Origin of the sequence: Paraburkholderia sp. SUR17, from assembly GCF_029536165.1 — a bacterium.
GTDB classification, from domain to species: Bacteria; Pseudomonadota; Gammaproteobacteria; order Burkholderiales; family Burkholderiaceae; genus Paraburkholderia; species Paraburkholderia kururiensis.
Map to the genome: position 1 here is coordinate 2270835 of NZ_CP120508.1, position 23634 is coordinate 2294468.

General features: G+C 62.9%; 17 protein-coding genes. 10 read left to right on the plus strand and 7 right to left on the minus strand.

Annotation, left to right across the window (positions count from 1 at the left end; genetic code table 11):
- Position 1 precedes the first annotated feature (1 nt).
- The 6 genes from P2869_RS09990 to P2869_RS10015 form a co-directional block, all read right to left on the minus strand.
- Complete coding sequence (locus tag P2869_RS09990) at positions 2–1219, minus strand: PLP-dependent aminotransferase family protein (RefSeq protein ID WP_277596347.1); 1218 nt, start codon at positions 1217–1219, stop codon at positions 2–4.
- Between the two features lie 45 nt (positions 1220–1264).
- Complete coding sequence (locus P2869_RS09995) at positions 1265–2437, minus strand: FAD-binding oxidoreductase (protein WP_277596348.1); 1173 nt, start codon at positions 2435–2437, stop codon at positions 1265–1267.
- A 105-nt stretch (positions 2438–2542) separates the two neighbouring features.
- A complete protein-coding gene (locus P2869_RS10000; RefSeq protein WP_277596349.1) occupies positions 2543–4042 on the minus strand; it encodes an aldehyde dehydrogenase family protein in 1500 nt (499 codons plus the stop codon).
- 120 nt (positions 4043–4162) lie between these two features.
- Complete coding sequence (locus tag P2869_RS10005; protein WP_277596350.1) at positions 4163–5314, minus strand: branched-chain amino acid ABC transporter substrate-binding protein; 1152 nt, start codon at positions 5312–5314, stop codon at positions 4163–4165.
- A 334-nt stretch (positions 5315–5648) separates the two neighbouring features.
- Entirely contained in the window at positions 5649–8627 is a 2979-nt protein-coding gene (locus tag P2869_RS10010; RefSeq protein ID WP_277596351.1) for an FAD-binding and (Fe-S)-binding domain-containing protein, read from the minus strand.
- A gap of 10 nt (positions 8628–8637) precedes the next feature.
- Positions 8638–9666 carry a DUF1338 domain-containing protein gene (locus tag P2869_RS10015; RefSeq protein ID WP_126876232.1) on the minus strand — a complete coding sequence of 343 codons (1029 nt, stop codon included), beginning with the start codon at positions 9664–9666 and terminating at the stop codon, positions 8638–8640.
- Positions 9667–9822: 156 nt separating this feature from the next.
- Here P2869_RS10015 and P2869_RS10020 point away from each other — a divergent pair, with 156 nt between their 5' ends.
- The 4 genes from P2869_RS10020 to P2869_RS10035 all read left to right on the plus strand — a co-directional run bounded on the left by P2869_RS10020 (position 9823) and on the right by P2869_RS10035 (position 13610).
- Entirely contained in the window at positions 9823–10740 is a 918-nt protein-coding gene (locus P2869_RS10020) for a LysR family transcriptional regulator (protein ID WP_277596352.1), read from the plus strand.
- Positions 10691–12100 carry an FAD-dependent oxidoreductase gene (locus P2869_RS10025; RefSeq protein WP_277596353.1) on the plus strand — a complete coding sequence of 470 codons (1410 nt, stop codon included), beginning with the start codon at positions 10691–10693 and terminating at the stop codon, positions 12098–12100. Before P2869_RS10020 ends, P2869_RS10025 begins: the two co-directional genes overlap by 50 nt.
- 15 nt (positions 12101–12115) lie before the next feature.
- The gene (lhpI, locus tag P2869_RS10030) at positions 12116–13030 is read left to right on the plus strand and encodes a bifunctional Delta(1)-pyrroline-2-carboxylate/Delta(1)-piperideine-2-carboxylate reductase (protein ID WP_277596354.1); all 915 of its coding nucleotides are present in this window, start codon (positions 12116–12118) and stop codon (positions 13028–13030) included.
- Between the two features lie 271 nt (positions 13031–13301).
- On the plus strand, positions 13302–13610 hold the full coding sequence (locus P2869_RS10035; RefSeq protein ID WP_017776502.1) for a DUF4148 domain-containing protein: 309 nt from the start codon (positions 13302–13304) through the stop codon (positions 13608–13610).
- 124 nt (positions 13611–13734) lie between these two features.
- Here P2869_RS10035 and P2869_RS10040 read toward each other — a convergent pair whose 3' ends face one another.
- A complete protein-coding gene (locus tag P2869_RS10040; protein WP_277598101.1) occupies positions 13735–14895 on the minus strand; it encodes a porin in 1161 nt (386 codons plus the stop codon).
- A 432-nt stretch (positions 14896–15327) separates the two neighbouring features.
- Between P2869_RS10040 and P2869_RS10045 the strand changes: the two genes are divergently transcribed.
- From P2869_RS10045 to P2869_RS10070, 6 genes are all read left to right on the plus strand, one after another.
- Positions 15328–15711 carry a hypothetical protein gene (locus P2869_RS10045; RefSeq protein ID WP_033351536.1) on the plus strand — a complete coding sequence of 128 codons (384 nt, stop codon included), beginning with the start codon at positions 15328–15330 and terminating at the stop codon, positions 15709–15711.
- Between the two features lie 11 nt (positions 15712–15722).
- Entirely contained in the window at positions 15723–16691 is a 969-nt protein-coding gene (locus tag P2869_RS10050) for a LysR family transcriptional regulator (protein ID WP_277596355.1), read from the plus strand.
- A gap of 31 nt (positions 16692–16722) precedes the next feature.
- Positions 16723–17397 (plus strand): response regulator transcription factor, encoded by a 675-nt coding sequence (locus P2869_RS10055; RefSeq protein ID WP_017776498.1) that lies wholly within the window; start codon positions 16723–16725, stop codon positions 17395–17397.
- Positions 17398–17610: 213 nt separating this feature from the next.
- Positions 17611–20847 carry an efflux RND transporter permease subunit gene (locus tag P2869_RS10060; protein WP_277596356.1) on the plus strand — a complete coding sequence of 1079 codons (3237 nt, stop codon included), beginning with the start codon at positions 17611–17613 and terminating at the stop codon, positions 20845–20847.
- Positions 20837–22048, plus strand: coding sequence for an efflux RND transporter periplasmic adaptor subunit (locus P2869_RS10065; RefSeq protein ID WP_017776496.1), 1212 nt, complete (start codon positions 20837–20839; stop codon positions 22046–22048). The genes P2869_RS10060 and P2869_RS10065 overlap by 11 nt, the downstream gene beginning before the upstream one ends.
- Positions 22041–23483, plus strand: a complete 1443-nt coding sequence (locus tag P2869_RS10070; protein ID WP_277596357.1) for an efflux transporter outer membrane subunit — start codon at positions 22041–22043, stop codon at positions 23481–23483. The genes P2869_RS10065 and P2869_RS10070 overlap by 8 nt, the downstream gene beginning before the upstream one ends.
- Positions 23484–23634 lie beyond the last annotated feature (151 nt).

Here is a 23634-nt window from a genome sequence, read left to right on the forward strand (position 1 = left end):
TTCATTTCGTCATCCGAACCGACGTACCGGTCGCTGCTTCGTATGCACGTTTGAGCCGGCGCACGCCCTCCTCAATCGCGGCGATATCGGGCGCAGCGAAGGAAAGGCGCAAGCTGGAGGTGTCGGCGTGATCCGCGAAAAACGCGTTGCCCGGCACGAAGATCACCTTGTGCTCGATGGCGCGTGCAAGCAATGCTGCCGCGTCGAGGCCTGGAATGCGCGCCCATACGAACATGCCGCCCAAAGGCGCGTGAAATTCGATCCGATCACCCAGCTCGACGCGAAGCGCGTGGCACAGCGCGTGATTCTTGTCGCGATATGCCGCGACGATCCTGGGCACGTGCCGCTCCAGCGCCCCATCTGCGAGGTACTCCGCGGAGATGGCCTGCGTCCACGGCGCGCTGCACAGGTCGACCGTCTGCTTGGCAATGACGCAGCGCCGTGCGATTGCCGTGGGCGCAATGGTCCAGCCCACCCGCAACCCCGGCGCTACGATTTTCGAGAGACTGGAGAAATGCACGACCCAGTCGCGCGAGCCTTCCACTTCGCTCGTCAGCGCGAGCATCGAAGGGATAGGCTCGCCCGAGAATCGAAGGTCGCCGTAGGGATCGTCTTCGACAATCAGGAACCGGTAGCGCACCGCGAGTTTGAGCAGCGCAATACGGCGTTCGCGCGTCAGCGTTGCACCAGTCGGATTGGCGAACGTCGGAACGGTATACAAGAGCCGTGGGCGGGATACCGCGCCCGACGCGAGCCGCTTCGCAAGGTGTTCTACATCGAGGCCATCGCGATCCACCGGAATCGTGACGACCTGCGCTTGCTGCAAACGCAACGCCTGAAGCGTGGCGGGATACGCGGGTTGTTCCGTGAGAACGACGTCGCCCGGGCTGACGAGCACACGCAGAAGCAGGTCAAGGCCCTGCTGCGAGCCCGTGGTGACGACGAGCTCGTCCGTCGCGCACGATACGCCGCGCCTCGTCATCAATTGAACGAGTTGTACCTTGAGCGCCGGCAGCCCGTCGGTCGGGCCATATTGCAGGCATTGCGCAGGCGCCTGATACGCACGCGTTGCAGCCGCATTGAGCCCTTCGACGTCGAAAAGGTCGCTCGCGGGATAGCCACCCGCGAACGAAATCATGCCTGGCTCTCCGAGGTACTTGAACAACTCTCGTATTGGCGAGCCGGCAGGTTGCTGAAAAGGTGCAGTGAATTCGTACATGTCTTCGTTTGCGATAAGCCGGCCGATGAAAAACGAAGTGGCCCGCTATACGACGTTCTTTTCGACGATGGGCCGGTTCTCCAGAACGCGTTCCCAACTGAGCGACGACAGATCCAGCGTCGTGTACCGGCCATTGACGATGAGTTCGCTCACACCGCGTCCAGTCGCCGGGCCCTGCTGCAGGCCGTGGCCGCTGTAGCCGTTCGCGAACACGCAGTTCTCGACATCCGGGTGATAGCCGATGATCGCGTTGTGGTCGAACACGTTGTATTCGTAATAGCCGGACCAGCAGTTCTCCACACGCAATGCTTCGAAGCCGGGCACGCGATTGGCGAGCGTCGGCCAGATCACCTCGTCGAAGAGGTCGTGATCCACCTCGTCGAGCGGCAGGTCGTTCGGATCGTTGTCTTCGCCCGGCGAGGTACCCGTGATGTACGTCTTGCCTTCCGGTCTGAAGTACACGCCAGTGGGGTCGATCAGCAGCGGGCTGTTCGCAAGTTGCGCCGGCGACGACACGTTGAAGATGCTGCGGCGGCGCGCGTAGACCGGAATATCCACGCCCATCAGTTCCGAAATGCGCCGTGCCCATGCACCAGCGGCATTCACCAGCGTGTCGCATGCATGACGTTCGCCGTCGCCGGTCAGAACGTGGGTCACTTTGCGTCCGTCGCGCTCAAGGCCAGTCACATCCGCAGCCACGTAGCGTGCGCCAAGCGACTGAGCCTTCTTTCGCAGTGCCTGCACGAGACCGTAGCCGTCGAACCAGCCTTCACCCGAAAGACCGTATGCGCCGGCCACGATGTCGTCGACGTTGAGCCACGGGAACTTCTGCGCCAGTTCGGCGGGAGACAGCAGCGCGATATCGGCGCCCAGGCTCGTTTGCAGGGCGTGGTTTTCACGCAGCGTGGCTTCCCCGGCTTCCGTCGCCAGAAAGAGATAACCGCCTTCGTGCAGGTCGATGGATGGCCGGTGGCCCTCCACTTCGAGACGTTCGCCGATATCGCGCAGAAATTCGATGCCGTACAACGACATCTGGATGGACAACGGCGTAGAAAACTGCTGCCGGATAGAGGCAGCCGACAGCGCAGACGACGACCTCGCATAGCTCGGATCGCGTTCGATGACCGTCACCGAAATCGTCGGGTCGGAAGCGCGCAGAAAGTAAGCGATAGAACTACCGATGACGCCGCCGCCAACGATAACGACTTTAGAACTCACGACATGCTCCAGATTGCAGATGGTTCGATGCACGGCGTGAGATCTCGTCCACCTTATCGCCCGCTCCATTGCGCGCGAAACGCCTCCCACGCCCCATGTGCGCTGCTATTCGATGTTGAAATCGACGCCCTGTGCGAGCGGCAGCGCCGAAGAGAAGTTGACGGTGTTGGTTGCGCGACGCATGTACCCCTTCCACGCGTCCGAACCCGATTCGCGGCCGCCACCGGTCTCCTTCTCGCCGCCGAATGCCCCGCCGATCTCCGCGCCGCTTGGTCCGATGTTCACGTTCGCGATGCCGCAGTCGCTGCCGGACGCCGACAGGAAACGCTCGCTCTCGCGCATGTCCGTGGTGAACACGCACGACGACAGACCGTGATGCGCCGCGTTGTTGGCTTCGATCGCATCGTCGAAGCGCGAATACTTGAGCACATAGAGAATTGGCGCGAAGGTCTCCGTGAGCACGACATCGATTTGCGTCGGCATTTCCACGATGGCAGGACGAACGTAGAAGCCCTTCTCGTTACCCGCGACGCTCTGACGTTCGCCGCCGAACACCTTGCCGCCTTCACGCTTCGCCTGTTCGAGCGCCGCCTGCATACGATTGAACGACGGCTCGTCGATGAGCGGCCCCATGAGCGTGCCTTGCTCCAGCGGGTTGCCGATCGTGACCTTGCTATAGAGCGTCTTCAACCGCTCCACGGTCTTGTCATACACGCTTTCATGTACGAACAGGCGGCGCAGTGACGTACAACGCTGCCCCGCCGTGCCGACCGCGGAAAACAGGATGCCGCGCAACGCGAGTTCCATGTCCGCCGTTCCCGACACAATGCCGGCATTGTTGCCGCCCAGTTCGAGAATCGCCCGGCCGAATCGACGCGCCACTTCCACGCCGACTGCGCGGCCCATCTCGGTGCTACCCGTGGCGCTCACGATATTCGAGCGCGGATCGGCGACGAGCTTCGCACCTACATCGCGGCCTCCATTGACGAGCGCAGTCAGGCCTTCAGGTGCCGAGCCGAATTCCGTCAAGGCATCCTGAAGAATCTTGTTTACGGCCAACGCGGTGAGCGGCGTCTTCTCCGACGGTTTCCAGAGCACGGCATTGCCGCAGACGAGTGCGAGCGCAGCGTTCCACGACCACACGGCCGCCGGAAAATTGAACGCCGAGATCACCGCGCAAACACCCATCGGATGCCACGTCTCGGCCATCCGGTGGCCCGGCCGCTCCGATGCGATCGTCAGCCCATACAGCTGACGCGAGAGCCCCACGGCGAAGTCGCAGATGTCGATCATCTCCTGCACTTCGCCCAAACCTTCCTGGAGAATCTTGCCGGTTTCGAGCGTGATGATGCTGCCGAGTGCGTGCTTCTTCTCGCGCAGTTTATTGCCCAGCAGGCGAACCAGTTCCCCGCGGCGCGGTGCCGGCACGTTGCGCCAGATCTTGAATGCCTCGTGAGCTTTCGCGAGCGCCGCATCCACGTCGGCCACAGACTGGCTCGCCACGCGGCCAATAAGCTCGCCGTTGATGGGCGAATGAACCGCGATATCGCCCGCTTCTGCAAGCTGCGAAATGCCGAGTTCGGAGAGAATGGTTGATGCTTTCACAGTAGAGCCTCTTCAGTGTTTCCAATCCAGGTGCCGGGCCGAAGCCGCGCGTCGGCGTGCGAAAGATGCGTGGGATCTCTGACGTGTGCCTCACGCATCCTTCGCTGCACGCTTAGATGCCTAGTCGGCGGTCTTCGTCGTGATCGGCGTCCAGGCCACGTTCTTGACTTGATACATGGTCGAACTGGGGTTCTTCAGATCGCCCGTTTGCGTGAATGCGATACGGCCCGTAACGCCCTGATAGTCGGTGCCTTTCATCGCTGTGTTGAAGTCCGCGGGCTTCACGGAATTGGCCTTTTGCATCGCCTTGATGGCGACCCACGTTGCGTCGTACGCGAACGGCGCATAGGCAAGCATGTCGGCGCCGTACTTCTGCTTGAACTTCGCCTCGAAATCCTTGCCCTTGGGCAGCGTCGACAGCGGCTGGCCGTATTCCCACACGGACGAACCGTTGGCGGCGTCGCCCGCAATCTTGATGAAGTTCGCGTCCATCACGCCGCCGCCGGCGAGAAACTGCGCCTTCATGCCGAGCTGGCGCATCCGCTTGACGATCATGGCTGCCTGGGTATCAAGTCCGCCGAAAAACACGAGGTCGGGATTGGTGCTCTTGATCGCCGTCAGTTGGCCGGAAAAGTCCACTGCCTTGTCGTTGGTGAACTGTCGGTCGACGATGGTGCCGCCGCTCGCCTTCACGGCCTTCTCGAATTCATCTGCTTCGCCCTGCCCGAATGCCGTTCTGTCGTCGATGATGGCAATACGCTTCGCCTTCGTCACCGTGGCCGCATAAGTGCCCGCGTTGCCTGCGTTCTGCGCATCGGTTGCTATAACGCGGTAAATGGTGGAGAGCCCTGCTTGCGTAATGGTCGGATTCGTTGCCGCGGGCGTGATCATCGGAATGCCCGCCTTCGCGTAGATCTTCGACGACGGCAGCGTGGTGCCCGAGTTGAAATGGCCAATGACCACCGACACCTGGTCGTCCACAAGCCGTTGAGCGACCTGCACGCTCACGCGCGGGTCGCTCTGATCGTCCTGCGAATCGATGACGAACTTGACCGGCTTGCCGCCGATAGTGGGATGACTCGCATTGGCTTCTTCGATGGCCATTCGCACACCGTTCTCGATGTCTTTGCCGTAGGCCGCGCCGCCGCCCGTGAGCGGACCGGCGATGCCGATCTTGACTTCCGCTTCCTGGGCGCAAGCTGCCGCGGAGACGAAGCAAAGGGAAAGAGCGACAACGAGAGGGCGACGGGACACGCAAATACGGGAGAGCATGGGGAGAGTTCCTTTGATATTTGTAATCGACACACTGCGCACGGCACGATTGCCTCGACGACCGCGCGCAACACACTCATCTCCCGGCCAACCACTGGCGGCTAACACACGTCCGGTGATGATGTGGAGCGATTGTCAGTAGCCAATAGACCTGCATCAAACGATATCTATGCACGACGTGATGCGTTCTGATCATCAACCCCGAAAATTCCGAGGTGTTCGACGCAGCCGGAATTCCGTTGCAGGCGCACAGGGCATTCCCTCATTGCTTCGATTCGATAGCAAAAAGGGGACGCTGCGCGTCCCCTTGCTCATCAAGAACCAATCAATCTGTTCAGGATACCGACACGACTTCGCTCACCGCTTCAAGAGGCAGATCGGTTTGAGGAAGGTGCGTCAGCTTGATTGCTCTTTGCGCAAGCTGAGCGATATGCAAGGTGTGCCTGCCGGCGCCCTGTTGGATCTGTTCGCGACAACTGAAGCCATTCGTCACGACGATCGTTTCGGGCGCTGCGTCGCGCACTAGCGGCAGCAACTTGTCTTCGCCGATTTTCAGCGAGAGGTCGTAATGTTGCGCATTGAATCCGAACGAACCCGCCATGCCGCAGCAGCCCGTATCGAGCAACGACCAGCGGACACCGAGCTTGTCGAGCAGCGCGGTCTCGCCCTTCATTCCAAACACCGCCTTTTGATGACAGTGCCCGTGCACGACTACATCGGCGTCGAGTTGTGGCCACTGAAAGTCCGCGCGCGCTACAAAGTCCGAGAAGAGAAACGTCTGCTCCGCGAGCCTTTTAGCCATGGCGTCGTCCGGCAACTGCTTCAGCAATTCGTCCTTGAATACGGAAAGGCAGCCTGGTTCAAGCCCGACCACCGGTACGCCAGCGCGGATGTCTTCGCATAGCTCATCGACTGCATCTCGCAGCAGCGCACGCGCCTCGTCGAGCAGGCCATAGTCGTAAAGTGGCCGGCCGCAGCACAGTCGCTTGCGCGGCAGAACGACTTCGTAGCCCAGATGCGCCAGCACGTTGGTTGCAGCCATCGCGACCTCGGGCGAGAAGTGCTCGTTGAAGGTGTCAACCCAGAGAATCACCTTGCCGGACCTGGCCGCCTTCGCGGCATCGTTCGCTTGCCGGCGACGACGCGCCAATGCGCGGTACGTCTTCGGTGCGAACACGGGAAGATTGCGCTGCGGTGCCACGCCTGCCACCCACTTGCTGATACGTGCCAAGGGACGGGAGGAAGTCATAAAATTCGTAAGCCACGGAAAGCGGCTCGCCAGCGGTGCCCATTGCCCGATTCTCCCCATGAACATCGCCTGCCGCGGCCGACGATGTTTCTCGTAGTAGTGCGACAGAAACTCGGCCTTGTACGACGCCATATCCGTGTGGGTCGGGCAATCCGATTTGCAGCCCTTGCAGGCCAGACAGGCATCCAGCGCGTCTTTCAGGGGCTCGCTGTCCCAGCCGTCCGCAATCACCTCCCCCTGCAGCATTTCCCAGAAAAGATGGGCACGCCCCCGCGTCGAGAACTGCTCTTCGCGAGTCGCACGATAGCTGGGACACATCGTGCCGCCATCGAGCGAACGGCATTTGCCCATCCCGATGCAGCGCTCGATCGCGCGCTGCATGCCGTTGCCTTCCGGACTCGCAAACGTCAGCTTCGTATTCAGCGTAACGGTCTTGTACGCCGGGCCCATGCGCAGGTTCTCGTCAGCACGATAAGCGTGCACGACCTTGCCCGGATTCAATCGATTGGCCGGGTCCCAGATCGCCTTGAATTCCTCCATGGCGCGCATGATTTCGGGCCCGTACATGATGGGCAGAAACTCGGCCTTCGCCTGGCCGTCGCCATGTTCGCCCGAAAGCGAGCCACCGAAGTCGACCACCAGTTGCGCGGCCTCGCGCAGAAACCCGCGCCATTTCTGTACGCCTTCTACTGTTCGGACGTCGAACGTAATGCGCGCGTGGACGCAACCGTCGCCGAAGTGGCCGTAGAGACACGTCTCGTAGCCGTAGCGGTCGACCAGTGCCTGGAACTGGCGCAGATAGTCACCCAGCCGCATCGGGTCCACTGCAGCATCTTCCCAGCCCACCATCGGATCCGGGGCTGAAGGGTCAACCGAAAGCGCCACCGCCGATGCGCCCGTTTCTCGGATCGACCATACCTTCTGCTGCTGCGTCTTCGCTTCCACCACAAAGCCCGTTACGTCGGCGCCACCCTGGCCGGACCTGAAATACGCATGAGCCTCCTGCGCCTGTTGCACCGCTTCGGCATGCGTGTCGGCGCCGAATTCGAGCACGACCCATGCGTCGCCATCCGGCAGCAGCGCGATTTCGTCCTTCTTCAGCCCGCGCGCCTGAAGGCCGCGAATAATGGCGCGGTCCAGGCCCTCGATGGCAATGGGCGCGAAGCGGTTGAAGTGCGGCACTGCGTCGGCCGCGGTGTAGATGTCCTTGAAGCCGAGCAGGAGCAGCACACGGCAGGAAGGACTGTGGACAAGGCGAACCCTGGCCTGCAGCGTGACGGCACAGGTGCCTTCGGTGCCCACCAGCGCGCGGGCAACGTTGAAGCCGTTTTCAGGCAGCAACTGGTCGAGGTTGAATCCCGACACGCGTCGTTTGATTTGCGGAAATTCGGCGCGAATCTGTTCTGCGTACCGGTCGCGCAGATCGCGCAGCTTCGCGTATATCTCGCCTTTTCGGCCGCCCCCGGCAATGATGCTTTCGAGTTCGGCGTCGTCGGTCGGACCGACCCAGAAGCGTGCGCCGTCGTAAGTGGCGATCTCGAGCGCTTCGATATTCTCGACGGTCTTGCCCGCCATCACCGAATGCGCGCCGCACGAGTTGTTCGCGATCATGCCGCCCAGCGTGCAACGGCTGTGCGTGGCCGGATCGGGTGCGAAGGTCAGGCCGTGCCGCTCGGCCGCTTCGCGCAGCGTGTCGCAGACCACGCCCGGTTCGACGATCGCGGTTCGGCCGACCGGGTCGACGCTCACCACGCGATTGACGTACTTGCTTGTGTCGGCCACCACCGCGACATTCACGCACTGCCCGTTCTGCGACGTGCCGCCGCCTCGCGTGAGGAACGGCACGTCCATGCGGCGGCACGTGTCGAGGGCCGCCACGAGGTCGTCCACGTCTGCAGGCAACACCACGCCGAGCGGAATCTGCCGGTAGTTCGAAGCGTCGGAGGCATACAAAGCTTTCGAGCCCGCGTCGAACCGAACTTCACCGCACGTGGCGCGACGCAGTTCGCTTTCCACCTGCTGAAGCAGGCTCCTGCTTGCCTGAAACGGCGTGGCTGCTTTCACGGCTTCTACCCTACCTTGCCGCGTTGGCCGTCATCTTGAAGATGCCCGTCGCGTTGCCGGCGTCAAAGCGCAGGTCCGTCTTCCAGTTGCGCGCGGCTTCGTCGAACTCGCGCTTGCGGGTAATGAATTCATAGAACGAGCCAGGTACTTCGCGCGTCACGATGCTGCCGTCGGCGCTACGAAACTCGCGCTTCACGACGTCCGCGCGATAAGCGGTCTGAAACACGCGGCCGGAACGCGACCGCTCGACATCGGGCTTGATGGGGCGTCCCTTCGCCTTTTCGTCGTCCGAGAGCTGGAACACGTTCGCCACGCGATCCGTCGCGTGATTGAATGCGTTGCCCTCCGTCGAAATCCACGCCATTTCTGCGGACTCCAGAAGAATGGCCTCGTAGTCCTTGAGATGCGGCATGTCGTGCTGACGCGCGAATGCACTCACGATGACGGGCAGCAGTTCATGTGCCGCCTCGATCGGCAGGTGGCCGTCGCGCTCCAGCTCGGAAAGCTGGGAGACCGCGAGCGGCGTGAGCGGGTCTTTCGACGAACGCAGCACGTTGGAGACGGCCTGCTGGAACTCGCTCGAAAAACGCTCAGGGTGCAGTTCGCTGACGAAGAACTGCGCGATCTCGTCCGGCGCGTCGGCGTGCACGTATGCGCGGCCCGTCATGCCCAGCTTGTCGAGCGGATAACGGCCATTGAGCCTGAAACCCAACGGACGAAGGATGCGCGTGAACGCGGCCTCTCCCGGCGGCAGCGCGCCATTGTCTGCCCAACGCACCGTGCGCAACGCGCCGTGGTCGAAATAGACGGAGCCGCCGTTCGCGATCGCGTCCTCGGTGTAGGCGCGCCCGTTTGGCGAGCGTTCGAGAAGATCGTCGAACAGCGCCATGTTCATGGCCTGCGCCAGTTCGGCACGGGTCACGTTGCCGTCCTCCCAGTCCGTGAGCACGGTGGGGAAATTGAGGGTGGCAAAGAGCCGGCCGGTCTTTTCCGGTCCGAGCAGTTTTTCCAGCAAACGTTCGACGTTCGAATTACGCATGATTGGTTCTCTCAGGCATGTCCGCGCAAGCGCGGCGGGGAAGCTCGCGTTGGCGTACTGCGCGCACACCAACTCTGCATGCTGCGCATTATTGAAATCGTTGTGCCTTGCGTAAAGCGAGATAAAATTGCCACGTGATGAGTTTTCGGAATTAAGATGCGCAAATTCAAAATTCCAAACATGGGCGCGCTGACGGCGTTCGAAGCGGCTGCGCGGCACGAGAGCTTCACGCACGCCGCGAAGGAACTGTTCCTCACGGAGAGCGCCGTCTCCCGTCAGATTGCGACGCTCGAATCGCAACTGGGCGTACGGCTCTTTGTCCGCGCGAAACAGCGCGTCGTGCTGACCCGGGCGGGACGTCTGTACGGCACACAGGTGCGCCGCGCGCTGGAAAATCTTGACCGGGACACCCTTTCGATCATCGCCCACGGCGGCGGCGGCGGATATCTGGAACTCGCAGTACTGCCAACCTTCGCGTCGCAGTGGCTGATTCCGCGCATCAAGGCTTTCTACGACCGCGCGCCGGACGTGAGAGTCAACATGGGCGTGCGCACCGACATGTTCTCGTTCGAGGAATCCCATTTCGAAGCGGCCATCCACTACGGCAAACCAACGTGGCCTGGCACCGCCGCCGACTACCTGTTCGGCGAAGAAACCGTTCCCGTCTGCTCCCCTCGCCTGCTTGCCCGGGCGGTGAAGAAGCCGCATGAGCTGCTGGGGTATCCGTTGCTGCACTCCACCACGCGCCCCGACGCATGGACGCGCTGGTTCTCGGACCTGGGTGTCGAAGACAATTCGACCATGCACGGCGTGCGCTACGAACTGCACACCATGCTGATTGCGGCAGCGGCGGCCGGCCTCGGCATCGCGCTGGTGCCGAAGTTCTTCGTTGAAGACCGTCTCGAGCAACTCGGTCTGATCGTTCCGTTCAACGCCTCGACAGAGGGCGATTCCGGCTATTACCTCGTGTATCCCACTGAGCTGTCGCACGGCAAACCGCTGGAGATGTTTCGCGCGTGGCTCCTTGAAGAAGCCGGCTCGTACAGCGCGACAAAGGGCCAGGCAGCCCGGTAGCGCCGGTTTCCGATACGAAATTTATTTCACATCAGAAATTGATAGGGTAGTATCTGCCGAACGATCCATTCGGCAGGAGACTCATGTGGAGGACGTCGTTGTCATCGGCGCCGGCGTAGTGGGAACCGCCGCGGCATTCAATCTGGCGAAGTCAGGATTCCGAATGACGCTTGTCGACACCGCGCCGCCCGGAATGGGCTGCTCGTTCGGCAACGCCGGACTGATAGCTGTCGATCACGTCGCCCCGCTTGCCAGTCCCGACACGCTGTCGGGCGTTCCGCGCATGCTCCTGCGCTTCGATAGTCCGCTGCGCCTTCACCCATGCAGCGTGCCGCGCATGACGCCGTGGATGGTCGAATTTCTACGTCAGTCACGGCAACGGAATTTCGAACGCAATACGGCGGCACTCGCCAGCATCATCACGCGTGCAGCGGCGGCATGGCATCGCCTGCTCGACCAGCACATTGCGCGCGACCTCTTCCGGGATATCGGTTCGCTCTACGTATTCGAGAAACCGGTTGCTCGCAACGCGGAGCACCGGGCGCTTTCCTTGCTGGACCACTACGGCGTGCAGTATCGGAATCTGACGGCACACGAAGTTCGCCGCGAATTTCTCCCGACGTTGACGCCGCACATCAGCCATGCGCGCTACTTTCCGGGTATGGCTTCAGTCGCGAATCCGCATCAGGTCGTGCAAGGTCTGTTCGATGCGGCGCTGAACGCCGGCGCGCGCTTCAGACTGGCATCCGTCGATGGCATCAAGCCTTCGTCCGGCGGCAAGATCGAGTTGCTCATCAACGGCGAACGGACCCTTGCCGATAAGGTTCTGATTGCCGCAGGCGCGCGAAGTCGCCAATTCCTGGAAGCGCTGGGCAGCAACGTTCCGCTCACGCCGGAACGGGGATACCACGTCGAGCTTTCTCAACCGAGGACCGACTTGCTGAAGGTGCCGGTGAGCTTCATGGAACGAGGCTTCACCTGCAATCCCATGGCGGATGGCATTCGTCTTGCCGGCACGGTAGAGCTTGGCGCAGGTAGCGAACCCGACTGGAAACGCGCCGACATTCTCGCGGCTCACTTTCGCGAACTGTTTCCGGAGGGTGCAATACCCGAAGTCGCGTCGCGATGGCACGGTGACCGCCCTACCCTACCCGACTATCTGCCCATGATCGGCGAGTTGCCCCACGCACGAAATGTCTTCGTTGCAACAGGACATCAGCACCTGGGTCTGACGCTCGGACCCCTGACGGGTGAACTCGTCTCACAGCTGATGGCTCGCGCTACGCCCGAAGTCGATCTGCTTCCATTCCGCGTAGACCGTTTCTCCCGGGGCAAAGACCGTTCGCATCGGCGCATTTAATAAGGAGAAGAAAGTATGGAAACGATCGAGGTTTTCGACGCCGGGGCGACGGCACGACTTCTCGACTTCAGCGCTCTGGTGGAAGCGTTGAAGCAAGCTACGCTTGAGCATGCGGCAGGACTCATCCACGCACCGGTCCGGATGAGCGTACCGCTCGAGGACGGCGGCGTGTTTCTCTCGATGCCTGCAAGCGCCGCGGAGATTGCCATCCATAAGCTCGTCAGCGTGAGCCCTGCAAACGTCGCAAAGAATCTGCCGACCATCTTCGGCATGGTGACGGTTTGCGACGGAGCGACGGGACAGCCGGAGTTCATCCTGGACGGCCCAACGGTCACAGGGCGGCGAACCGCCGCGCTCTCCATGTTGGGCGTCCGTCTGCTTCACCCCCACACGCCCTCGTCGTTCCTGCTAATCGGCACCGGTCAGCAGGCCCGGTTCCATGCCGCCGCAATCGGCCAGTTGTACCCCGACGCATCCCTGTACGTTCGCGGACTGCACATGGAAGCAGAGCGCGACTTCTGCGCGGCGATGAACCAGTCAGGTGTGGCCGTCATGTCTGCGTGCGAAGGAAAGCCGCATGACATCGACACAGTGATCACGGTCACCACAAGCAAAACCCCCGTTTATACCGAAGCAGCGAATGCGGGCCGGCTCGTCATCGGCGTGGGTGCATTCACGCCCGACGCTGCCGAGATCGCACCGCAGACCGTCAAAGCAAGCACCGTCTTTGTCGATGACCTCAACGCCACGCGCGAGGAAGCCGGCGATCTGATTCAGGCGGCGGTGGACTGGCCGGCGGTGCGCTCGCTGGCGTCGGCCTCCAAAGAGCCGGTGCCGAAGGACAAGCCGATCCTGCTGAAGACCGTAGGCAGCGGCGCATGGGACCTGGCGGCGTGCCGCGTCGCGCGTTCGGCGATTCGGGGCCGTTGAATCAACGACCAACCCGTACCTGTCGTCTCGGCACCTGTGCGTGATGAGACGAGGAAGCCGTTTGAAAGACTTCGTCCAGACAGACAGTGCCTGCCCTACGTCTGGATTCGGGTTCCTCAAGCGTTCGGCGTGGGCTTCGGTGAAATATCTTTCACGAAGCGCATACCGTTGCGATAGTTCGTGTTCCTTATGCTTTTCATCGTCAGCCGCAGCCACGCCCGTTCGGGCGACGCGCCCGAGCTTGTCTGATCGATGTTCAATGAGGAATGCCATGAACCGCACGTCCAGAATGCTGATTTCCGCCTTTGCTCTCGTCGCCAGCACCAGCGCACTCGCCGCGAAGCTTACACCGCAGGAATGCAACGACTACCCGTTCGTCCCGCTCAAAGGCGAGGTGACGCACGCACAACTGATGCAGGAACTGGAGGAACTCGAATCGGTTGGATACAACCCGTCCGCAGGCGACGACGCGGACTATCCCAACGATATCGACACAGCAGAGCAGCGGCTGCACGCGAAATACGAGGCCGACTGCCACCCTGCGGATCATGTTGCCGCCAACAACGCTGCAGCGAATTGAGCGCGATTGAGCACCAGCTCCACGCGCGACCTCACCCGCCGGTCTGCCCCACGCAAAGACGCGTGCGGCAGACCGGCGTTTCAGCATCGCCGGACCTGACGTCGCAGTAGCGACGGGCGGTCTGCTAGAACCGGTGAATCATCGCCACGCGATACACCATCTGGTTTTCGCTCGTCGACATACCGGCCGCGGCAGGAATATCCGCGAAGTCGAAATCCGTACCCGTGTGCGCGCTGACCACGTGCTGATAGGCGCCCTGCACGTAAAGCGACGTGCGCCGGCTTACGTCATAGTCGAGCATCAGCCCGATCTGATGCCACTTCGGCTCGAACGAGCCCGCCGTGGAATGCAGGTGAGCCTGCGTGAAGGTATAGCCGGCACCGAGCCAGAAATTCGGCTTGAAGTAGTACTGACCGTTCAGCTCGAAGTTGTCGAATTTCCACGCATTCCATTGGCCGCCTGAAGGCTGCGTACCTGCCGTCGTGAAGTACGCGTTGGCCGTCGGGTCGTACACATCCACGTGCGAGTAGGCGACGCCCACAAGCACCTTCGTGAACCGGTACGACGCGGCAACGCCGATGTTCTGCTCAGATGAACCGACGAAGAGCGCGTCGCTTCCCACCGCGCCCGCGGCGGTCGCGCCAGGACTGTTGAACTTCAGGTACGACGCGGCCATGCTGAGCCCGCCATTCTGATAGTTAAGCGTGCCGCCCCACATGCGGTTGTCGGCAAAACCGCCCGCCTGATTGCCGAACCCGTACATCGCTTCTGCCGTCAGGCCGCGGTAGGTCGGGCTGACGTACTTGACCGCGTTGTCGATACGAAAATCCCAGTCCGCGTTGTCGTTGTCGAACGGGTGCGAGTTCACGTCGCCGGCCCAGCCGCCGGCCGCCGTCAACGCGCCGAAGCCGAGCGCATCGACGCTCGTGTCGTACTGACGTCCCAGCGTGATCGTGCCGTACTGGTCCGATGACAGACCCACGTAGGCCTGACGCCCGAACATGCGCTGGCCCTGGCCAAGCGTCCCGCTATTGTTGTCGAAGCCGTTTTCGAGCAGGAAGATCGCGTGGTAACCACCGCCCAGGTCCTCGCTGCCCTTGAGCCCCCAGCGGCTACCGTAGGTGTCGCCGCTCTTGAGCTGATATGCGTTGTGTCCGCCGGCGTTGCTCGTGAAGTTCAGCCCTTCGTCGATCAGACCGTACAACGTAATGCTTGACTGCGCGTGCGCGGTGCCGGCAACGAGCAACGCAGGCAGCCACGCGCAGAGGCGTAGTTTCAACCGCATCGTCTTCTTCTGTCTTGTCTTCATCATCGTGGTTCCTTATGCGAGGTGCTGGAATGTCCAGGTCCAGGGCGGCGCGCATCGGCAATGGCCGGCGCGAAAACCAGTGGACGACGAAGTCTATGGAGGCCGAAATACCGGCACGTCGCGAAATACTGCAATTCAATCTTCCACAAAATGCGGCACGCACACCGCGCACCTGTTTGCGCGCGGATCAGCTACGAATATCCGTTCGATCACGCGCTGTGGCGTCGTTGTTTTTTTGCCGATGGACGTCTTGACCAACATTGCGCGTCTACATAGTGGTCAGCAGTTGCAGCGCACGGCAAAGGGCAGCTTCCTTAAACAACTTTTCATGTTCGGCTCGCGACTTCTTCAATCTCTTTACCGAATCGGGGTTCGATAATCCGCCTGTCGAATCAGGAGGTCATGAAGATGCGATATCCAATGTCTGTCGAGATGGTCAACGAATACGGCGCGCACGCGGTACGCGTGGCGATTGCAGAGCACGAAGCCATGCTCGACGCAGCCGAAGTCGATGGGTTGATCGAAGAGCTGGGCAAGATCCGGGCGCACATGCAACCCGCGGTTGCGACACAGCCCTCGCGTACGCATCAATATCTGCTCGAAATCGACCCGTGCTGGTACATCGAACGCAACCCGCTCTTCGACGGCATCGTACTTTTCCTCCGGCACACCGGGTTCGGCTGGACCGGTTTTGCGATTCCCACCGAAAGCCTTGCCCGCATGAAAGAAGCAATCGCTTCGTCGGAGCCCGACATGGCCATGTCGGTTCACGCTCACGCATTGCCGAACTGAACGGACCGGACATGAACCAGCTACAAGCCATGCGGGTATTCACCCGCGTCGTCGAATTGAGCAGCTTCAATCTTGCAGGCAAGCAGCTTGGCATGTCGGCTGCCGCGGTGACGCGCAGTGTCGGCATGCTGGAGGCGCACCTGAACGTACGTCTGCTCAATCGCTCCACGCGCAGCCTTTCATTGACGGAAGCCGGACGCGTCTATCTGGAAGGCTGCCGGGCCGTGATCGAAAAGCTCGACGAGGTGGAGTCCGAACTGGTTCGCGCCGTGCGTGACCCAAGCGGTGTACTGCGCGTCGCCGCGCCGACGGTCTTTGCGGCGGGCCTCGCGCCTTTGCTCGCCACATGGCGCGGACTCAATCCGCGCGTGGACTTCGACGTCACGCTCTATGACGCACCCATCGATATGATCGAAGGCGGCTTCGACGTCATCTTCACGACAGAACATCAGACCGTGAACGCGTCGCTCGTGAGCCGACATCTGACTTCGGTGAAAGAAATCGCGGTGGCCTCGCCCGCCTACGTTGCGCGCTGCGGAATGCCGCGCGACCCCGTTGCGCTTGCGAGGCACGATCTGCTCGCCGTTTCGAACGGCACACGTGTATGGGAATTTCACGGGCCGACAGGCGCGCATCGCGTGTCGGTCAACAGCACCCTGGCCGCAACGAGCGGCGCGATGGTTCGCGCGGCCGCACTCGCCGACATGGGCATCGCCGTGCTGCCCATGCCGTTCGTCGTGGAAGATCTCGCTCGCGGGCTGCTCGTCACCGTGCTGGACCGCTACGAGATCAACGGCGGCCTGCAACGCATCTCGATCGTGTATTCCGGACGCCATTACCTCACGATGAAAGTACGCAGCTTCATCGACTTCGCCGTGGAGCAGTACCGCGGGCCGACCGGCACGCCGTCTTCCGACGGCGCTTCGCCGGCCACCGTTTCGAATGCAAGTCCCGGCGCGGTATTGCGCGCTGTGGCATGACATTCCGCACACGCCTCACCCTATAGTCAGCATGCCGAAGATACTCACCATAGAGGATGACGAGCTCACGGCCGAAGACCTGGTGCGCGTGCTCAGTCATACCGGATTCATCGTCGACGTCGCGCGTACGGGACGCGAAGGCATCGCCATGGTCATGGCGGGCGACTACGACGCCGTCACGCTCGATCGCCGGCTGCCCGACCTCGACGGACTCGCCATCGTCACGACCATGCGCGGCGTCGGCATGGAAACACCGGTGCTCATGATCAGTTCCATGACCGGCGTGGAAGATCGCATTCAGGGCCTGCGCGCAGGCGCCGACGACTACGTCCCGAAGCCCTTCTCGTCCGACGAGGTCTACGCGCGCATCGAAGCGCTGCTGCGCCGCCGCTCGAAGCCCGCTGCGGACGAAACGGTGCTGCGCGTCGGCCCGCTCGAACTCGACCTCGTCAAGCGCCGGGCCACGTACCGCTCGCATGTATTGAAGCTTCAGCCGACGGAATTGCGTGTGCTCGAATTCATGATGCGCCACGCGGGCCAGGTGCTCACGCGCACGATGATCTTCGAGTCCGTATGGGGCGGCCGGTTCGATCCGGGCACCAATCTCATCGACGTCCATATGGGCCGTTTGCGCAAGAAACTCGACGAGGCCGGCGAGCGCTCCCTCATCCGTACGATCCGGGGCTCCGGTTATCTCCTCGGTTGAGCCTCGGGGCCCGCGCAAGCGGGCCTTGTGCTTTCTCGTGACTCCCTCTTTCGCCCTCTCCAGTCGTCCTAAAACTTCTTTCATTTTTTTGGCCCGTCGCTGTTAGCGCTACCCCGCCAGAATGCAATCGCCGCACGAATGCGGCACCGCGCAAAGCCTTCGCGCTCACCCGGCTTGCCGCGGTCCAAGGCGTTTCGAACGGAGTCATTCCTGATGCTGAAAATAGTCCGGCTAGCCCTGAACCGGCCCTACACCTTCATCGTGCTGGCCATGCTGATTCTTCTGGCTGGCCCGCTCGCCGCGCTGCGCACACCCACCGACATCTTCCCGAACATCCGCATTCCCGTGATCAGCGTGGTGTGGAACTACACCGGCCTGCCGCCCGCGGACATGGCAGGCCGTATCGTGACGTACTACGAGCGCACGCTCGGCACCGCGGTCAACGACGTAGCCCACATCGAATCGCAGTCGTATCGCGGCTACGGCATCGTGAAGATCTTCTTCCAGCCCACCGTGGACGTGCGCACCGCGACCGCCCAGGTGACTTCCATCTCGCAAACCGTGCTCAAGCAGATGCCGCCGGGCACCACGCCGCCGCAGATCCTCAACTACAACGCGTCGACGGTCCCCGTGCTGCAACTCGCACTCACGAGCAATACGCTCGACGAACAGAAGCTCGCCGACTACGCCACCAACTTCATCCGGCCGCAGCTGATTTCGGTGCCGGGCGTCGCGATCCCCACGCCCTACGGCGGCAAAGTGCGCGACGTGCAGATCGATCTCGATCCGCAGGCGCTCCAGGAAAAGAAGCTCTCGGCCGAGGATGTGGCCACCGCGCTCGCGCAGCAGAACCAGATCATTCCCGCGGGCACGCAGAAGATCGGCCCGTTCGAATACAACATCGCACTCAACAACAGCCCGCTCACGCTGGACGAACTCAACGACCTGCCCGTAAAGACCGTGGACGGCGCGGTGATCTACATTCGCGACGTCGCACACGTGCGCGACGGCTATCCGCCGCAAACGAACGTCGTGCGCGTGGACGGCCATCGTGCCGTACTCATGAGCATCCTCAAGAACGGTTCGGCTTCGACACTCGACATCATCGCGGGCGTCAAGGCGAAGCTGCCGCGTATCGAAGCCACGCTGCCGCCCGGCCTCAAGCTCGTCACCATGAGCGACCAGTCCACCTTCGTCAAAGGCGCCGTGAGCGGCGTGGCGCGCGAAGGCGTCATTGCAGCGGCGCTGACGTCGCTGATGATTCTGCTTTTCCTCGGGAGCTGGCGCTCCACGCTCATCATCGCGGCTTCGATTCCGCTCGCGGTGCTGGCGGCCATTGCAGCCCTTTCGGCGATGGGCGAAACACTCAACGTGATGACACTAGGCGGGCTCGCGCTCGCAGTGGGCATTCTCGTCGACGACGCGACGGTCACCATCGAGAACATCAACTGGCACCTCGAACAGGGCAAGAACGTGCGCGCCGCGATTCTCGACGGCGCCGCGCAAATCGTGGGGCCCGCGTTCGTTTCGCTGCTGTGCATCTGCATCGTGTTCGTGCCGATGCTGCTGCTCAACGGCGTGGCGCGCTTCCTGTTCGTGCCGATGGCCGAGTCCGTGATGTTCGCGATGATCGCTTCGTTCGTGCTGTCGCGCACGTTCGTGCCCATGATGGCGCGCTACCTGCTGCGGCCGCATGCATCGGGCGGCCACGCGTCCGGCGAACTGGCGGCGGTGATGTCGCCGCACGGAGCGCATCCGCGTGCGCCGCGTTCGCGTAACCCGCTTGTACTTTTCCAGCGTGCCTTCGAGCGTAGATTCGAGCGCGCGCGCGCCCTGTATCGCATGGTGCTCGGGCTGGCGCTGATGCATCGCAAGCGCTTCATCGGGGGCTTCCTCGCGGTGGTGGCGCTGTCGTTCCTGCTCGTACCGTGGCTGGGACGCAACTTCTTTCCCGACGTGGACACGGGCGAAATCGCGCTGCACGTGCGCGCGCCCATCGGTACGCGGATCGAAGACACCGCAGCCGAATTCGATCGTATCGAAGCCACCGTGCGCAGCGTGATACCGCCCGCCGAACTCGCGAACATCGTGGACAACATCGGGCTGCCCAATAGCGGTATCAACCTCACGTACAGCAACAGCGGCACGATTGGCCCGCAGGACGGCGACATTCTGATCTCGCTCACCGCGGACCACGCGCCTACCGCCCGCTATGTGCACGAACTGCGCACCGTCCTGCCGCGCGCGTTCCCCGGCACGACGTTTTCGTTCCTGCCGGCCGACATCGTGAGCCAGATCCTGAACTTCGGTGCGCCCGCCCCCATCGACGTGCAGGTGAGCGGTCCCAACCAGCCCGCGAATCGCCGCTATGCGAACGAACTCCTGCGCCGCCTGCAGCTGATTCCCGGCATCGCGGACACGCGCATCCAGCAAGCGTCCACCTATCCGCAGTTCACCGTATCCGTGGATCGCTCGCGCGCCGACGAACTCGGCATCACGGAACAGGACGTGACCAATTCCGTGGTGGCGAGCCTGTCCGGCACGGGCCAGGTCGCGCCCACTTTCTGGCTGAACCCGCACAACGGGGTGTCGTATCCGATCATTGCGCAGACGCCGCAGTACCGCATGACCACGCTCTCGGACCTCGAGAATCTGCCCGTCACGGACAAGAGCGGCGCCTCGCAGATTCTGGGCGGCATCGCCACGATCACACGCGGCGAGACCGATGCCGTGGTCTCGCACTACAACATCGAGCCGCTCTACGACATCTTCGCCACGCCGCAAGGGCTCGACCTGGGCGCGGTCGCCACGCGCATCGCCGATGCGATTCATGCCACCGCGCACGACGTGCCCAAAGGGTCGGTCGTGACGCTGCGCGGCCAGGTAGAGACCATGAACAGCGCATTTACGGGCCTGCTGCTGGGTCTCGTCGGCGCCATCGTGCTGATCTACCTGCTCATCGTCGTGAACTTCCATTCGTGGAGCGACGCGTTCGTGATCGTCACGGCCCTGCCCGCCGCGCTCGCCGGCATCGTGTGGATGCTGTTCACCACACACACGCCGCTTTCGGTGCCCGCGCTCACCGGCGCGATTCTGTGCATGGGCGTGGCCACGGCCAACAGCATCCTGGTCGTTTCGTTCGCACGCGAGCGGCTCGCCGTCACGGGCAACGCGCTCGTGGCCGCGCTCGAAGCGGGCTTCACGCGCTTTCGTCCGGTGCTGATGACGGCGCTCGCCATGATCATCGGCATGGCGCCAATGGCGCTCGGACTCGGCGACGGCGGCGAGCAGAACGCACCGCTCGGACGCGCGGTCATCGGCGGGCTCATCTGGGCCACGTGCGCCACGCTGCTGTTCGTCCCCGTCGTTTTCAGCCTCGTGCATCGCCGCGACGGTGCCCACCATTCAGATCACCCAGCCATGGAACCGGGAGAAACCCATGTCCACTGAAGTGCAGATCGAGATCAGCCAGCCGCAGCGGCTGCGTGCCTTGAAGTCGGCCGGCGCCGTTGCCATCCTCGTTGTGGCCGGTGTCGTGTCGGGCGGCATCTTCAGCCGCGTTCACGCCAGACAGGAACTCACGACGTGGACCCAGGCGCAGGCGATTCCCACCGTCGTCACCGTGACGCCGCAGCACACGGCGGCCAGCCAGTCGCTCGTGCTGCCCGGCCGCCTTGCCGCGTTCGTCAACGCGCCCATCTATGCACGCGTTTCGGGCTATCTGCATGCGTGGTATGCCGACATCGGCACGCAGGTGAAGGCGGGGCAATTGCTCGGCCTGATCGACACACCCGATCTCGACGAGCAGTTGCAGCAGGCCAAGGCCGATCTGCAGAACTCGATCGCCAACGAAAAGCTCGCGGCCACCACCGCACGCCGCTGGACCGAGATGCTCAAGCAGGACTCGGTCTCGCAGCAGGAGGCCGATGAGAAAACGGCGGACCTGCTCGCGCGCCAGGCCACGGTCGAAGCCAACGAGGCGAACGTGCGGCGCCTCGAAGCGCTCGAATCGTTCAAGCGCATCACGGCGCCGTTCGACGGCGTGGTCACGGCGCGCAAGACTGACGTGGGCGCGCTGATCGATGCGGGCAGCGGCAGCGGCCCCGAACTCTTCGCTGTTTCGGACGCGCATCAACTGCGCGTCTACGTGAGCGTGCCGCAAAGCGAGTCGGCCGCCATCCATCCCGGCATGACAGCGACGCTGACCGTGCCCGAGCGTCCGGACATGCGGTTCGACGCGAAGCTCGTGGACACCGATCACGCCATCACGCCGTCGTCGGGCACGCTGCTCGTGCAACTCGCGGTGGACAACCGCGCAGGGCTGCTGTTTCCGGGCGAATACACCGAAGTGCATCTCGCGCTGGCCGGCAACGCGCACGGACTCATGATTCCGGCCAGCGCGCTCATCTTCCGGCAGAGCGGGCTGCAAGTGGCCGTAGCCGACGCACAGGGCCACGTGCAGCTGCGCCACGTGAGCATCGGCACGGACCTCGGAACGCAGGTCGAAATCGCCTCCGGGCTTCAGCCTGACGACCGTGTGATCGACAACCCGCCCGACTCGCTCGCGCAAGGCGACGCCGTGCGCGTAGCGTCGACAGAGAAGGTCGCGGCAACACCCGCGGCCCACGACGCGGAGCAGACGCATGGCTAAGAAGACCCTCGCCGTGGCGGTGGCGCTTGTCGTGGCCACGCTGGGCGCGTGCTCGTTTGCGCCGCCCTACCACGCGCCTGCTACCGCCATTCCGACGCACTTCAAGGAAGCCGGACCGTGGCAAACGGCCCGCCCTGCCGACCGCATTGAGCGCGACGGCTGGTGGCGCGTATTCAACGACCCCGTGCTCGACAGGCTGGAGCCGCAAGTCGCGGCGGCCAATCCGGACGTGGCGGCAGCCGTGGCTCGTCACGACGAAGCCGCGGCGCTGTTGACGCAGGCCCGCGCGGGGCTCTTCCCCACCGTGGGCGCCGAGGTGGACATGGAGCGCGACCGGCAATCCGCACGCCGCCCTCTGCGAGGCGTGGATCAACCCAACGTCTACGGTTCGAATACGCTGGAGTTGGGCGCGAGCTACGACCTCGACCTCTGGGGCAAGGTACGCAACGAGGTGAAGGCGGGTGGCGCCGAACTCGACGCGGCCAGTGCGGATCTCGCCTCGCTGCGCCTGAGTCTGGAGGCGAGCCTTGCCACCGCGTACTTCGAGCTAAACGGTCTGGACCGGCAGGCGCAACTGCTCGACGACACCATTGCCGCGTATCGCCGCGCGTTGCAACTCACGGTGAGCCGCCACAACGGCGGCATCGCTTCGGCACTCGACGTCTCGCGTGCGCAGACGCAGCTCGAATCCGCCCAGGCCGCCGCGGAAGACATCAAGGCACGCCGGGCGCTCTTCGAGCACGCCATCGCCACGGTGACGGGCGTGCCGGCCTCGCAGTTCTCGCTCGATCCCGCAACCGCGACACCGCACGTGCCGCACATTCCCGTCGGCATTCCCGCCGCGCTGCTGCAGCGCCGTCCCGACGTGGCCGCCGCCGAGCGTCGCGTGGCCGCCGCCAACGCGCAGATCGGCGTGGCAAAGGCAGCCTTCTTTCCCGACATTTCGCTTGGCCTCGCAGGCGGCTTCCAGAGCGACACGTTCTCGCCGTGGCTCGCGGCACCCAACGAACTCTGGTCGATCGGCCCCGATCTGATGATGACGCTCTTCGACGGCGGACGGCGTGCCGCGGTCGTGCGCGAAGCGCGCGCACAGCTTGCCGAAAACGGCGCCGACTACAAGGCCACCGTGCTGCTCGCTTTCCAGCAGGTCGAAGACAATCTCGCGCTGCTCCATCATCTCGGAGACGAATCCACACGAGAGAATGCTGCGCTCGACGCCGCGCAGCACACGCTCGCGCTTTCCATGTCGCGTTATCGCGATGGCGTGGTGAGCTATCTCGACGTGGTCACGGCTCAAACCACCGCGCTCACCACGCAGATTTCAGCGCTGGAGTTGCACACGCGGCGGCTGAAAGCAGCTGTCGGTCTGATCGAGGCGCTGGGTGGCGGCTGGTCGGCGCAATCGCTGCAGACCACAGCGGCTGCGGCATCCTGATGCGTCGCCTGCACGGCACAGTTTGACCGCGGCACAAGTGCGGTAAAGAACCCTGCAAACGAGCGCCGGAGCAGTCGAAAAAAAGGCCGCCTGCAATGCAGGCGGCCTCAAGATCACTGCGTTATACGTTACAGCCCTCTTGTCGCGTCGC